The organism is Pseudomonas sp. NY15372, assembly GCF_048068215.1.
GTDB classification, from domain to species: domain Bacteria; phylum Pseudomonadota; class Gammaproteobacteria; order Pseudomonadales; family Pseudomonadaceae; genus Aquipseudomonas; species Aquipseudomonas guariconensis_A.
In genome coordinates this window covers 40264-53745 of record NZ_JBLUPY010000005.1, presented here as the reverse complement: position 1 = coordinate 53745, position 13482 = coordinate 40264, and the positions used below count along the sequence as shown (strand labels likewise).

The window sequence follows — 13482 nt, the reverse complement described above, 5'->3', positions numbered from 1 at the left end:
ATCGGCGGTCACCCTGGTGCGTCATCCGCCAACGGCTGTGCCAAGGCCCGGCCCAGCCTGTGCAACAGCGGCTCCAGCCCTTCTCGGGGGGCGCCCTGCCAGGTCAGGGCCACATACCCCACATGGTTTCCCTGCAGGCTGAACCGTTCGCCGGGTGTAATCATCAAACCCGTGCCAGCCAATACCGCCTGCGCCTCGTCAAGGTTCGCCGGCTGCGTCAAGCGGCCCCATATCCTCCGGCCACCCTCTGGTTTGGCAGCCACCACTCTGTCTCCCAGACATAGCTCGACCTGCAGAAACAAGTGCTCCATATGCGCCTGCAGCTCGCTGCGCAAGCGCGGCAACCAAGCCTCCACCTCGCCCTTGGCGCAGACCAGGGCAATAGCCTGCTGGCGCAACGGCGGGATCAGGAAGCCACGGCGGGCGATGGCCTCTTCCACTCCCATCTGGCGGCAGAGCAGATACGCATAGGGCCCCTCGGCACCCAACGTCGCCTCCAGCGACCCCAGCACCAACAGCCGGCGAATATCGACTCCGTCGCGAAGATGCATGGTCGGCGGCTCGCCAAAGCAATGCGCGCTGTCCAGGTCGTTTTCGAGCAACCAGGCCGGATGGTCGGCGAGCAATCGAGCCACAGCCTGCTGGTCGCAATACGAGACCCTGCGCCCCAAGGGCGTGGCAAGGCAGGACGGCAACACCACCAGGGCCACAGGCTCACAGGCGAGCACGTGTGCCAGACGCTCCAGGTCCAGCGCGCTGTCATCGCCCGCAGGCACTTCCAGGACCCGCATCCCGGCCCAGCGCAGCGCCTGGAGCAGGCGTCGGCAACATGGCGTGGCCACCACGGCGGTCGCTCCCTGCAGGCGCAAAGCCCGCAGTAACGCCTCCAGCAAGGCCTGCACATCCGTTGCCAAGTGAACATGCTCGGCATTCCAGCTGTGCCCGGACGAGCGTGTGTAGCGAGCGGCCAGGACGTGGCGCAGCAATGCGCCCTCGCCTGAGCGCCAGCTCGACGCACCTGTTTGACGGGATAGCCGCCGCTCCTGGGCAAGCAAGGCTCGCTCGAGCCCCATGGGGGTTGCCATCGGCAGGGCGAACGCGGGCCGAGGCCGTGGCGCGGCCGATTGTTCGCGCTCCCTGGCTTCGAACGCCACGAAATAGCCAGACTTGGGCACCGACCGTACTCGCCCCTGATGCTCGAGCAGGCTGTAGGCATTCTGCACCGTGGCCAGCGATACCTTCAGACGTGCAGCCAGGTCTCGTAACGAGGGCAGACGGCCTTCCTCGGAGGGGTCGGCCTGGTTGATGAGCGCTTCAATGTAGCGACACACCGCCTGGTAGGCGAACTCGCCCCGCCCGCAGCGCCCCATCAGAGCGCCGCCTGACGCACCGTTGCAGGAGGCGGTGAGGCGCCTGGCACCAGGCGCAGATCGATGTCGCGCCGCACCAGGTTGGCCAGCACCCGCCGGACCGGGGCGCTAAGCCGCCCAGCGTAGATCGCCTGAAGCTGCGTCAAGGTGAGGCCGCTGGTATCCACCAGCCATCGCTTTACCGCCTCGGGGCACGGCTTGCCCTGCAGTGCTTTGTGCAGATACGGCAAGGCAACTTGCATACAGGGATGACAACGCTGCAGAAAGTAAGAAAGATCGCGGCCATGATCGCAAAAAGGCGCAAACAGCAGACAGGCCAGTTGCGCCTCGTTCAACCCATGGGCCTGCAGAAATGGCGCCCGGACCTGCTGCTGCACCCGCAGCCACCAGGTCAACTGCGTGCCCTTGAGCGACAGGCGCGTGCCCTGCCCTTCATCCGCACGCAGCCGGGCCTTGAGCGTGCACAAGTTCCTGACAAGGTGAGGTTCGAGGGCGTTCGCCTTGGCGTTGCCCAGATCATCCGCGAGACCCAGCATGTCATCCAGAGCGCCCATGCCAGACGACGGATACAACAGATCGTCAACTGCGAGGACGTTGACCAGGTGTTCACGAGCCACCACAGCCGGTGCGGTGACGAAGCGCCCCGCGGGCGCCCCGACCAGCATCTGCAACCGCCCCAGGCCCTTTACCAGTGAGGCCGCGCAACGATGCACATCGTCCAGGCCCGGCGCCTTGGCAAGACGCATGATCCGGCGGCCCCACGCCAGGAATCGAAGGCGGTGACGACCCGACCAGGCCGTCACCAAGGTATTGGCTCCATCGGTACAATCGAGCGCCAGGCGCAGGGCATCGGCCAGTTGCAGGTGCAGGCGAGCGCCCAACAGCGCGGCAGGCGCTGCCTCGGCAAGGTGGCCGAACAACAGCATCGCTTCCCGCGCCCCCGACCACTGCGCCGTAACCAACGATTGACGGCAACTGAATGGCACCAGTTGGTCATCCTCGACCATGAGCAGTTCCACCCGCGGATCGTCCTGCATGACCAATGCACTGAAGCTGCGATCGTGCCGGTGTAGCGTCCCTGCATCCACCCCCGGCAAGCACGCCACCACCACGCGCAGGCGGAACGTGCTGCCGCAACGCAAGGCCAGGCTCAACTGGGCCGCCCGCACGCAGGCCAGCAGCTGGGCACTGCGCCGGTCGCTGCCCAGCACCATCAACAAGCGGAACCGGTCGAGGTACTCCTGGCCACCCGCCGCCATCACCAGGCGGTGGGTCAGCAGTTGCAACGAGGCTTGCTGTGCCCGAGGCATGTGCGCGTTAACGCGCTCGAGGACTTGTTGGTAGACATAGTGCATGGCTTGGTCATGTAGGCTGCTCATTGAATAACTCCTTGTCCTTCAGTGCGTCGCATCCACGACAAGTATTGACTGCAAGTGCGGGCACTTTTTACTTTGCAGACTTTTCCCACAGCCATTTGGGAAATAACGCAAGGTCTAGCGACAAGCACAACGCCATTGGCCCCTGTCGACCATACCGACCAGCCTCGAACCTTCCCACCCCTGTATACAAGCCGTCCCAAGCGCATTTTATGCTCCTTGCAATCACTGACACGGCTTCATTATCGAAGGTTGCGGTACGAATAAAAGATACAGATCTCGGTAAAAAAACCATTCAGCGGCGTCAAATTTTAATAACGACAACAGCGATACAATCAAGCACCCCTTCGTCAAACGGCAAACTTCACCCGCAACAGCTGCAACTAAAACAAAAAAGCTGTCAGATATTATCCCTAATTACGTAAGAGCATTCTGATAACCCAAAGAAATGCGTTATGCATCAGGATAGAAAACCGCCCCGCAGTGTCGTCGCACTGCGGGGCGGCCTCATGTGAAGTCGAGAAGGTGCGCCAATGGCCCTGAGTAGCGTGCCTGGCGCAACGGGCGGATCACTCCATCGTCAATACGATCCGCCCACCGCAAGGGCAGCCATCCATGTAGCGATGGGCTTCGACCACTTGGTCGAACGGATACACCTTGACGATCTGTGGCGTCAGCAACTGGTCGGCGGTGAACTGGTTGATATCGCGCAGCGCACGCTGCAGCGCCACCTGGTCCTGGCAGATGCCCAGTTCCGGCTTACCGGTGAAGTTGCTGATGCAATGCACGTAGAACTGGATGTTCTTCTGGAACGCGGCACATGCCGGAAACGGCGTCTGGTTGCCGCCTTGCAGGCCATACAGCACGAGACTGCCGCGCGGTGCCAACACGTCGCCCAACAGCGACATCTGTGGCCCGCCCATGCCGTCGAGGACCATGTCCACGCCGCGGCCATCGGTGTATTTGCCGACCTGCATGAGCAGGTCCTGTTCCTCGGTGACGATCACCTTCTCGGCGCCCAGGCCCAGCAGGTAGTCGCGCTGCTCCGGGTCTTTGGTGGCAGCGAATACCCTCAACCCCAGGGCCTTGCCCAGTTGCACGAACGCGGGGCCCGCGCAGTGGCTGGCATCGGTGACCAGGGCAGTCTGCCCGGCCTTGGCCCGGGCCAGATCGACATAGGCAAAATAGGCGATCAGCAACGGGGTGTAATGGACACTGGCCTCGATGGGCGTGAGCACGTCAGGGTAGCGGGTGATGGCCGTGCGCGGCAGGACGATCACATCGCCGTAGACCGGGTGGTCGTTGGCGCTGGTGGCAGGGAAACTGGCCACCCGGTCGCCGACCGCGATGTCTTCGACACCCTCGCCGACCGCCATCACCACCCCGGCCATCTCATGGCCGATACCCGCCGGCAGACGCGCCTGGGACGGCGCCAGGTTCTGCCGCCACAGCACGTCGTACCAGCTGACGCCGATCGCCTCGACGCGGATCTGCACCTCGCCCGCCGCAGGGGACGGTTCGGCCTGCTCCTCGCAACGGAGCACATCGGCCGCGCCGAACTTGTGGAAACGGATCATGCGGGACATCGCATACCTCGCCTGTGTGAAACTCGTATTACCACGGACTTTATCCGGGCTTTTGCCGTTAGACCATCAGTGGCTATTAATAGTCGACATGCCTGTCATCGATTGGGCCCCTGGCAATTCCTTGCATTGGCACCCGGAAATCGATGCAGGGTAACAGCCTTTGGCCTTAAGATTCACCCCTGCCCCCTTCAAGGCGAAGCGTATCGATGAACCGTAACGACCTGCGTCGCGTAGACCTGAACCTGCTGATCGTGTTCGAAACGCTCATGCACGAGCGCAGCGTGACCCGTGCAGCCGAGAAGCTGTTCCTCGGCCAGCCGGCCATCAGCGCGGCCTTGTCGCGCCTGCGCACCCTGTTCGACGACCCGCTGTTCGTGCGCACCGGGCGCAGCATGGAGCCCTCGGCTCGGGCCCAAGAGATCTTCGCCCTGCTCTCCCCGGCACTGGACTCGATCTCCACCGCGGTCAGCCGCGCCGCCGAGTTCGACCCCGCCACCAGCACCTCGGTGTTTCGCATCGGCTTGTCCGACGATGCCGAATTCGCCTTGCTGCCCCAGTTGCTCAAGCGCATCCGCGCCGAGGCGCCGGGGATCGTGCTGGTGGTGCGCCGAGTCAACTACCTGCTGATGCCCACGCTGCTGGCCTCGGGCGAGATTTCCGTCGGCGTGAGCTACACCAACGAGCTGCCGGCCAACGCCAAGCGCAAGGTGCTGCGCCGCAGCAAGCCCAAGCTGCTGCGCGCCGACAGTATGCCCGGTGCCATCAGCCTGGATGACTTCTGCGCCCGCCCCCATGCGCTGGTATCGTTCGCGGGCGATCTTTCCGGCTTCATCGACGAAGCTCTGGAGGAGGTCGGTCGCAAACGCCACGTGGTCCTGGCCGTGCCCCAGTTCAACGGCCTGGGCAGCCTGCTGGCCGGCACCGATATCGTCGCCACGGTGCCCGACTACACTGCCGACGCTCTCACGGCCGCCGGAGGCCTGCGCGCCGAGGACCTGCCCCTTGACGTGCGCAGCTTCGAGCTGCACATGGCCTGGCGCGGCGCCCAGGACAATGATCCGGCCGAGCGTTGGCTGAGGTCGCGGATACAGATGTTCTTTGGCGACCCTGAGAGTCTTTGACTAGCACATCGAGCCCCGATATTTCTTCCGCCTGAATCAGGCCAACACCGTAACCTGCGAGGTGAACTACCCACCACGCCGGACAAATGTATGAAAATGTAAAAAATATGATGGCATAACGCCTCTTCAACCGGCAAAATCCACACGTATTCAACGGATTTGAAGGACCGGTTCCGATGACATGGCCAGTAACGCTGAAACTCGACAGCGCAGCCTATCCTCTGAGCGTAGTGCAACGTGCCGCTTACTCTCTGGCCGACACTGTCGCGATCCAAGTCGGCATTGAAACCGACCAAATCAGCCTCACGGCGTTCCCCGCCGAAGCAAGGCTGATGCTTTCCCCGGAGCAGATAAATACGCTGATCCTCCAACATTTGAACGACTTCGCCCTGCGCGCCCACATCAATCAAGAAACCGCAGGATTGCGTGAAGCTCTGACCCGAGCCGCACTCGCTGGATGCGGGATTCCGCAGTGACGCTGATTGCGACAGACGCCAAGCACTACCGCTTGCTGCCTTTCCGATTCATTCGCATGAACACGGGACATGACCGTGACATCCTGCTCACCTCCGATACCGGTGAGTACATGCACGTGACCGAGGAACAGTTACGAGCCCTCAGTTACTTCGACGTTCAAGCGGGTACGCCTTTTTTCAAGGACCTGCTGGCTCGCCACTTCATCTACGAACCAGGCCGCCACGACCCATTCCCGGAAATGGCCGCGCAGTATCGCAGCCGTAAGGACTTTCTCTTCGAAGGCCCTGCGTTGCACTTGTTCGTGGTTACATTGCGCTGCAATCACACCTGCCAATATTGCCAAGTGTCGCGCGCCCCTCTAGGTGGTTCGGGCCATGACCTGTCGCAAACAGATGCACTGGCGGCTGTCGATCGTCTTTTCGAATCGAATGCTCCTGCATTGACTGTGGAGTTTCAGGGTGGCGAGCCGCTTCTGGCCTTCGAGCGTGTCCGTCAAATCATCGAATGGATCGTTGAGAGGAACGTGCTCGAGCAACGGGATATCCAGTTCGTCATCACCACCACGCTGCACCACCTGACGAACGAAATACTCGACTTCGCAGAACAACATCGCATCCAGTTTTCGACCTCGCTGGATGGACCGGCCGCCTTGCACAATGCCAACCGTCCTACTCCGTCACGGGATTCCTACGAACGCACTGTAAAAGGCATCCAGTGGGTCCGTGAGCGCCTTGGCCATGATGCAGTTTCCGCGCTGACCACGCTGACTTCCAGAAGCCTCGAGCAACCTGAAGCGATCATCAATGAGTATGTGAACCAAGGCTTCTCCACCATCTCGCTTCGGCCGTTGAGCCCTTATGGATTCGCCACCAAAAGTGCCCATCGCCTTGATTATCCTATCGATCGCTACCTGGCCTTCTACAAGAAGGCCCTGACCTATTTGCTCGATATCAACCAACAGGGCGTCTATCTCTCGGAGTCTTATACGAGCCTATTGCTGAAGAATATCCTGACACCTTTCTCCTGCGGCTATGTGGACCTGCGTTCCCCTGCTGGCGCAGGCACGGCAGCGCTGGTTTACAACTATGACGGTCACGTCTATCCCTCGGACGAAGCCCGAATGCTGCTGGAGATGGGTGAAGATGGTTTGAGGCTCGGCACCGTGCAGCAACCCCTGTCTGAATTACTCGCATCGCCCGTTATGGATGCGTTGCTCGCCAGTGGCGTTGCAGAAGCATTGCCGGGCTGCTCCGACTGCGCACTTGTTCCGTACTGTGGTGCTGACCCGGTCGAACACTATGCCCGCCAGGCTGATCCGATCGGACACCGGGTGTTCAGCAGTTTCTGCAAGAAGAACATGGGGCTGCTCAAGTATTTATTCGGCCTGCTTCGTGATGGAGACGACAACATTCAAAGGGTGCTGCTGTCCTGGTTGAACAGGCGCTCCTATAACGACGTTCGTTTCCCGGGTTACAGGGGATGACGGCGATGCTGCGTAAAGAGACCCATTTCGAAATCCATCATCTGAGTGAGCCAAAGCTGCTCAAGGTCATCACCCTGGATGAATTCATCGAACAAGGCCTGGCTGTTTGTGCCGGAAGCGCTGAGTTCGGAGACCTGGTGCTTTGGCTGCCAAACGAACAACGACTGCGGAACCCGCATCTGCTCTCATTGCCGGTAGGCGGATTCCTGACCCCGGAGCCATTGATCGCAGACTTCGAGAACACCCGGCTACACCTGCACACCCCCAAAGATGCAAATGTCGTGCAGCCCGGCGATGTCATCGCCATCACACCAGGCAACGCGTTGGTACGAGTGCTCTATCGACGAGGCTCAGACAGCAACCTGCTGTTCATGACAGATCGATGCAACAGCCTTTGCCTGATGTGCTCGCAGCCGCCCAAAGATATCGATGATCGTTGGCACATCGAAGAGAACCTACGGCTGATCGACCTGATGGACGCGGGCGAGGAAAATCTGGGGGTCAGCGGCGGAGAGCCAACTCTTTTTCGTGATGGCCTGCTCGACATCCTGGCCAAGTGCAAAGCCGTTTTGCCACAGAAATCCATTCATGTGCTCAGTAACGGGCGCCAGTTGCAAGACCCAAGCTGGATCGCAGCGCTCACTGCCATCGACCACCCCCAGTTGAGCTGGGGCATCCCGCTGTATGCCGACAACGCCGAAGACCATGACCATGTGGTGCAGGCTCCAGGCGCTTTCAGTGAAACCCTGCAAGGCCTTTACAATCTGGCGCGCGCCAACCAGGTCATCGAAATACGCGTAGTACTCAATCGCCTGACCACGCCACGCTTGCCCGAGCTGGCCCACTATGTGTTCAGGAACCTGCCTTTCGTGCGACATGTTGCCCTGATGGGTATCGAAAGTACCGGCCTGGCCAGAAAACACTACGAAGAACTTTGGATCGACCCGCTGGATTATCAGGAGTCGTTGAGCCAGGCCGTGTATTTTCTGTTCAACCGCGCAGTGCCGGTTTCGATCTACAACCTGCCTCTGTGCCTGATCCCGGCCCACCTCTCGCGTTTCGCCCGCCAGAGCATCTCGGACTGGAAGAACCTGTTCATCGATACCTGTCAGCAATGCGCTGCCGTCAAACACTGCTCCGGCTTCTTCAAATCCCACACCGACCGCTGGCAAAGCCGCGGCGTACAACCACTATCGACCGACGCCTTTAGCGTCTATGCAAGGAGTGCACAGTGAAATTGCTCGACCGCTGGAAAGTCCTGATCAGTGGGGTCGGCCTGCTGCCGATGGCAGGTACTACCCTGGCTCAAGCTGGCCATATGTCGCTCGCCGATGCGAACTGGCAATCCAACGACAAGTTACAACCCCCGGTATTTTCCGATACGCTCAATGCGCCAGACACTGTGAATATTTATGCGGCACATCGCTCGCACAGTTCACACCGGTCCCACAGTTCGCACAGTTCTCATTACAGCGGCTCGGGAGGCTATAGCGCGCCTCGCTACTACAGCCCACCCGTTACCACTACCCGGAGCTACAGCGCGCCCAGTACTTCGAGCGGTACCTCAAGCAGCAACAGCCTTTATCAATCGTCTAGTGCCAACAGCGGGAGAAGTTCGAATACTTCAAATAGCCGCGCGACCCGTGAGCAGAAAAACAACCTGGTAACACGTGTGCAGACCGCGCTGATGGTGCGCCAGTACTATCAAGGCGCCATTGATGGGGTGATGGGCAAAGCGACACGTGGCGCATTGATGGCTTTTCAAATGGACAGTGGGCTGACCGTGAATGGCCGGATGGATACGCCATCGCTGAATGCGTTGGGTATCAAGATTCCTTAAGTCGCTTCAGATTGAATCCAGCGCCTATTCCGGAGTCCGTCTGGGCATCGATCAGCCGGCTACAAGGCAAGTGCATGTCAATCAAGCAATCTGGGGCCGCTGCGCGCCCCATCGCGGGACGAGCCCGCTCCTACAGGGGCCTCGCCATTGATGAGAATCTTGGTGCATTTGATTGCCACTTCTTGAACCCCTCGACGATCAAGTCCACCATGGACAAAATCACCACGCCCGTGGTTGTGAAGCCTACTTCCCGGGGCTCGCCCACTCTCCTAAATCCAAACTGTGGCACAAGATGAAGATCGAGAATTACAAGGCAATCGCCGACAGCATCGCGTTGCTGCTCTTCCCGCACGCGGAAGTCATCGTGCATGAGGTCAAAAGCCAAACTGTCGTTCACATTGCCAACAATTTTTCCAAGCGAAAGCTGGGTGATGATTCGGCATTGGACCAGGAGCTCGGGGATTTTCGTAGCTCCGCCAGTATTGGCCCGTACGAAAAGATCAACTGGGATGGGCAGAAAATACGCTCGATCACCAGCGTTCTGTACGATCAGAACGGGCAGGCTGAATTCCTGCTCTGCATCAATTTGAATTTTTCGGTGCTGGAGCAAGCGCGAGAAGCACTGGATGCTTTCTTCCAGGTCAGCCGCTTGATCCCTCAACCAGATGCGCTGTTCAAGGATGACTGGCAAGAGCGGATCAACACCTTCCTGCACGCCTGGCTCAAGGAACGTAACCTGTCACTGCGCACATTGAAGATGCAAGACAAGCGCGCCCTCGTTGAGGCGCTCCATGCAGAAGGAGCGTTCGAGGGCCGAAGTGGCGCGGACTATGTAGCCAATGTACTCAGCATGGGCAGAGCGACTGTCTACAAGTACCTCAAGGAGCTGAGAGCCTAGTGTGGTTATTGGTCGTATTTGCAAAACACCACACTAGCGCCTTCACGTACGACAGGACCACCCGTGTGGAAAGCCTTGATTTAGAGGGGTCGATCTCTCCATCGCCGGTACCGAGGTACGCCTAAGCTGCAATGTTCGAATGCCTGAAGGCCCTTGCCGCACAGAGAAAATAGGTCTACCGTAGACCAATATTCTACGCAAGAGCCATGCATGATGTCGATTCAGACTCGCTTCACGGACCTCCCTCCCCTCGGCCCCGGTAATACGGTCCGCCTGCTCACTCATGAATTCACCGGACAGGAATCTGCGCGTAGCGCCTATATCCAAGCCGGCCTTCATGCGGATGAGCATCCAGGGCTGCTGACGCTGTGGCACCTGCAGGAAATGCTGGTTGACCTGCACCAGGAAGGCCGAGTCTTGGGCAAGATCGTCATCTGTCCATTCGCGAATCCAGTGGGGATGACGCAGAACGTACTTGGATTCTGGACCGGCCGTTTCAACCTGGCTAACGGTGAAAACTTCAACCGCAATTTTCCAGATCTCATCCCGATGCTGGAGGCTCAGCGCATCGACAACGGTACGGTGTTGCCGGAGCAGAAACTGCAGGCCGCGATTGCCGCGCTGTCGACCACGGACACCGTCAGCGCGCTGCGCAAAGCACTGCTAAGCGAAGCGCTCCAACATGACGTCGTGTTGGATCTGCATTGCGATACTGCAGGTGTGCTGCACTTGTACGCGAACGAGGCCCAGCGTGACCGGGCAACCAGACTCGCCGCCTGCATGAACATCGATGTTGTCTTTCTCGAGCACTGCGCGGGAGGCCAACCTTTCGATGAGTCGTGCAACCGTCCATGGAACTGGCTCATCGACCAAGGTTTGAGCGCTCGAGAGCAGCGTCCTTTCGCCGCCAGTATCGAGCTTCGTGGGCAAGCGGATGTGGACGACGAACTGGCAAAACAGGACGCGAAAGGGATCCTGAACTTCCTGGCAAGCGAAGGGCTGTTGCGTCTTGACGATCAGCCTCAAGCGAAAGGCTCCCCTCAAATCTACCCACTCGAGGGCGCAAGCCACTTGCCCTCTCCAGGACATGGTCTGCTGGCTTGGAAAAAACGTCCCGGGGACCGCATCACGAAAGGCGAATTGATCGCCGAACTCGTGCCGATCGACGCCCCGGTCGGCACCCCGAGAACGCCCATTCACAGCGATGTAGATGGCGTTCTCGTGGTTCAACCGCTCTTCAAGCTAGTACGCGCCGGCCAACGCGTAGCACTGCTTGCCGGTATCGAACCACTTTCCAATCGACGAGCAGGCCAATTGCTCAATCACTTCTGAATTCACGAAGGGTTAAAAATGACTGTCTACGCCAACGACCTGTTTTCGCTATACGAGGCGATTGCCGAAGCGCACCGAGCATTGCGCCCAGAAGTGAGTGTCACACCGCTCACCCACAGCGCTCGTCTGTCCGAAATGACCGGGTGCCATGTATACCTCAAATGCGAGCACCTGCAGCACACGGGCTCGTTCAAGTTCCGCGGCGCCAGCAACAAAGTCCGCCTGTTGCCCGAAGCCCAGCGCAAGCTGGGTGTAATTACCGCCTCGTCGGGTAACCACGGGCAGGGCTTGGCGCTTGCCGGCAAAGTCCTGGGGGTACCGGTCACGGTCTACACCACCACCTCGGCATCCGCTTACAAGCTGGATGCCATTCGCGCCCTCGGCGCAGAAGTCGTGAGCCTCGACATGGATCCGCTGAGCGTGGAACTCGAGGCTGCCCGCCAGGCTGAGATCCAAGGCAAACCGTTTGTTTCGCCTTATAACGATCCAGAAATCATCGCGGGCCAGGGCACGATCGGCATTGAGCTCTTCGAACAAGCACCGGATCTGGATGCGGTATTCGTCGCGGTTGGCGGTGGCGGCATGATTTCCGGAATCGGCGCCGCCTTACGCGCGCTAAACCCGAAGATCCACATCATCGGTTGCTGGCCAGCTAACGCCCCAACCATGCAGAAATCGCTTGAAGCGGGCGAAATCATCGAAATGGAAGAAGACGACACCCTGTCCGATGGCACCGCTGGCGGCATCGAACCGGGCAGCATCACATTCCCCCTCTGCCAGAGCCTGCTGACGCGGACAGTGCTGGTCAGTGAGGAAGAAATCAAAGCGGCGATGCGCAATGTCGCTAGCTGCGAACGCTGGATCATCGAAGGCGCTGCCGGCGTCGCGGTGGCCGGCATGCAAAAAATGGCAAAGAAATACCGGGGCAAGCGCGTCGCGGTGGTCATTTGCGGCCGCAACATCCTACTCGAAAAATTCCTTGGGGCAGTTCAATGAAAATTTTTAGCAAGGAGCAAATCACCTCTCAACTCAACCTGGAGCTGGCAGTAAAGCACCTGGAAGAAGGTTTCATTGCGTTCTGCGCCGGCAAGGTTCAGGTTCCACCGGTTCAGGCTTTTGCGTTCACTGCCGCCAATGGTGACTGCTGCGTGAAGTCGGCCTACGTGGAAGGCAGCGACACCTTCACCGTGAAAGTTTCCACCGGTTTTTACGATAACCCGTCCAAAGGTCTGGAAAGCAACGACGGTCTGATGATGGTGCTGTCCGCCACCACTGGGCAGCCGCTCGCGCTGATGCAAGATGAAGGCTGGCTGACAGGCATCCGCACTGCCTTGGCCGGCCGTATCGCAGCCCGCCTGCTGGCGCCGAAAAACGTCCAAGCAATCGGCATCCTCGGTACCGGCATGCAGGCGCGGATGCAGCTGGAGCAATTGGGTGCTGTTACTACGTGCCGCAAGATCATCGTATGGGGCCGCAGTGACGCCGGACTCGAAGCTTACAAGGCCTTCGCCACCGGGCTGGGGTATCAGGTGCAGACCACCAGAAATGCCGCCGATGTTGCCCGCGCCGCGAACCTGATCGTCAGCGCAACCCCTTCCCGTGAACCTCTGCTCAAGAGCGAGTGGGTACAGCCTGGCACGCACATCACCGCTGTCGGCGCCGACGCTGCAGGCAAACAGGAGCTCGACGCTGCGCTCGTCGCTCGGGCAGACCGCATCATCGTCGACTCGATTTATCAGTGCAGCCAGTACGGCGAGATCTCCCATGCCCTCAAGGCCGGCTTGATCAGTGAAAGCCAATTGGCTGAGCTGGGCGCACTGCTAGCAGGCAAAGTGCGTGGCCGTGAAAACGACGATCAGATCACCCTGGTCGATCTGACCGGTGTAGCCGTCCAAGACGCTCAGATTTCGAGCTGTGCATTGGCCTCCCTGCAAGGCTGATCATCCCCCCCTTCGCATGCTCGCGCTCTGCGCGGGGTACACGTCTGCTGGAGCGACGT

The 13482-nt window shown here is 59.7% G+C and carries 12 protein-coding genes; 9 read left to right on the top strand and 3 right to left on the bottom strand.

Features of this window, described 5'->3' with window-relative positions; translation table 11 throughout:
* Positions 1 to 8: 8 nt before the first annotated feature.
* The 3 genes from ACNFG0_RS05800 to ACNFG0_RS05790 form a co-directional block, all read right to left on the bottom strand.
* The gene (locus ACNFG0_RS05800; protein ID WP_416764234.1) at positions 9 to 1370 is read right to left on the bottom strand and encodes an aminotransferase class I/II-fold pyridoxal phosphate-dependent enzyme; all 1362 of its coding nucleotides are present in this window, start codon (positions 1368 to 1370) and stop codon (positions 9 to 11) included.
* A complete protein-coding gene (locus tag ACNFG0_RS05795; protein WP_416764233.1) occupies positions 1370 to 2656 on the bottom strand; it encodes a hypothetical protein in 1287 nt (428 codons plus the stop codon). Before ACNFG0_RS05795 ends, ACNFG0_RS05800 begins: the two co-directional genes overlap by 1 nt.
* Positions 2657 to 3315: 659 nt before the next feature.
* Positions 3316 to 4332: a zinc-dependent alcohol dehydrogenase family protein gene (locus tag ACNFG0_RS05790; protein ID WP_196146494.1), complete on the bottom strand. Its 1017-nt coding sequence runs from the start codon at positions 4330 to 4332 to the stop codon at positions 3316 to 3318.
* 206 nt (positions 4333 to 4538) lie between these two features.
* On the opposite strand from ACNFG0_RS05790, the gene ACNFG0_RS05785 reads away from it, so the two are divergent.
* The 9 genes from ACNFG0_RS05785 to ACNFG0_RS05745 all read left to right on the top strand — a co-directional run bounded on the left by ACNFG0_RS05785 (position 4539) and on the right by ACNFG0_RS05745 (position 13423).
* Positions 4539 to 5453, top strand: coding sequence for a LysR family transcriptional regulator (locus ACNFG0_RS05785; RefSeq protein WP_230386197.1), 915 nt, complete (start codon positions 4539 to 4541; stop codon positions 5451 to 5453).
* Between the two features lie 176 nt (positions 5454 to 5629).
* On the top strand, positions 5630 to 5929 hold the full coding sequence (hxsD, locus tag ACNFG0_RS05780; RefSeq protein ID WP_196146493.1) for a His-Xaa-Ser system protein HxsD: 300 nt from the start codon (positions 5630 to 5632) through the stop codon (positions 5927 to 5929).
* Complete coding sequence (gene hxsB, locus ACNFG0_RS05775; RefSeq protein ID WP_416764232.1) at positions 5926 to 7413, top strand: His-Xaa-Ser system radical SAM maturase HxsB; 1488 nt, start codon at positions 5926 to 5928, stop codon at positions 7411 to 7413. The genes hxsD and hxsB overlap by 4 nt, the downstream gene beginning before the upstream one ends.
* Before the next feature lie 5 nt (positions 7414 to 7418).
* Complete coding sequence (hxsC, locus tag ACNFG0_RS05770; RefSeq protein WP_416764326.1) at positions 7419 to 8648, top strand: His-Xaa-Ser system radical SAM maturase HxsC; 1230 nt, start codon at positions 7419 to 7421, stop codon at positions 8646 to 8648.
* The gene (gene hxsA, locus ACNFG0_RS05765) at positions 8645 to 9253 is read left to right on the top strand and encodes a His-Xaa-Ser repeat protein HxsA (protein ID WP_416764231.1); all 609 of its coding nucleotides are present in this window, start codon (positions 8645 to 8647) and stop codon (positions 9251 to 9253) included. Before hxsC ends, hxsA begins: the two co-directional genes overlap by 4 nt.
* A 292-nt stretch (positions 9254 to 9545) precedes the next feature.
* Positions 9546 to 10151, top strand: coding sequence for a helix-turn-helix transcriptional regulator (locus ACNFG0_RS05760; RefSeq protein ID WP_416764230.1), 606 nt, complete (start codon positions 9546 to 9548; stop codon positions 10149 to 10151).
* Positions 10152 to 10361: 210 nt separating this feature from the next.
* Positions 10362 to 11483, top strand: coding sequence for a succinylglutamate desuccinylase/aspartoacylase family protein (locus ACNFG0_RS05755; RefSeq protein ID WP_416764229.1), 1122 nt, complete (start codon positions 10362 to 10364; stop codon positions 11481 to 11483).
* Between the two features lie 18 nt (positions 11484 to 11501).
* Complete coding sequence (locus tag ACNFG0_RS05750; RefSeq protein ID WP_416764228.1) at positions 11502 to 12479, top strand: threonine/serine dehydratase; 978 nt, start codon at positions 11502 to 11504, stop codon at positions 12477 to 12479.
* The gene (locus ACNFG0_RS05745) at positions 12476 to 13423 is read left to right on the top strand and encodes an ornithine cyclodeaminase family protein (RefSeq protein WP_416764227.1); all 948 of its coding nucleotides are present in this window, start codon (positions 12476 to 12478) and stop codon (positions 13421 to 13423) included. Before ACNFG0_RS05750 ends, ACNFG0_RS05745 begins: the two co-directional genes overlap by 4 nt.
* Positions 13424 to 13482 lie beyond the last annotated feature (59 nt).

Bases quoted from the DNA above. Each gene is read 5' to 3' on its own strand.
- ACNFG0_RS05800 (WP_416764234.1), bottom strand. From the start codon at position 1,370: ATGGGGCGCTGCGGGCGGGGCGAGTTCGCCTACCAGGCGGTGTGTCGC.
- ACNFG0_RS05790 (WP_196146494.1), bottom strand. From the start codon at position 4,332: ATGTCCCGCATGATCCGTTTCCACAAGTTCGGCGCGGCCGATGTGCTC.
- ACNFG0_RS05785 (WP_230386197.1), top strand. From the start codon at position 4,539: ATGAACCGTAACGACCTGCGTCGCGTAGACCTGAACCTGCTGATCGTG.
- hxsD (WP_196146493.1), top strand. From the start codon at position 5,630: ATGACATGGCCAGTAACGCTGAAACTCGACAGCGCAGCCTATCCTCTG.
- hxsC (WP_416764326.1), top strand. From the start codon at position 7,419: ATGCTGCGTAAAGAGACCCATTTCGAAATCCATCATCTGAGTGAGCCA.
- ACNFG0_RS05760 (WP_416764230.1), top strand. From the start codon at position 9,546: ATGAAGATCGAGAATTACAAGGCAATCGCCGACAGCATCGCGTTGCTG.
- ACNFG0_RS05755 (WP_416764229.1), top strand. From the start codon at position 10,362: ATGATGTCGATTCAGACTCGCTTCACGGACCTCCCTCCCCTCGGCCCC.
- ACNFG0_RS05750 (WP_416764228.1), top strand. From the start codon at position 11,502: ATGACTGTCTACGCCAACGACCTGTTTTCGCTATACGAGGCGATTGCC.
- ACNFG0_RS05745 (WP_416764227.1), top strand. From the start codon at position 12,476: ATGAAAATTTTTAGCAAGGAGCAAATCACCTCTCAACTCAACCTGGAG.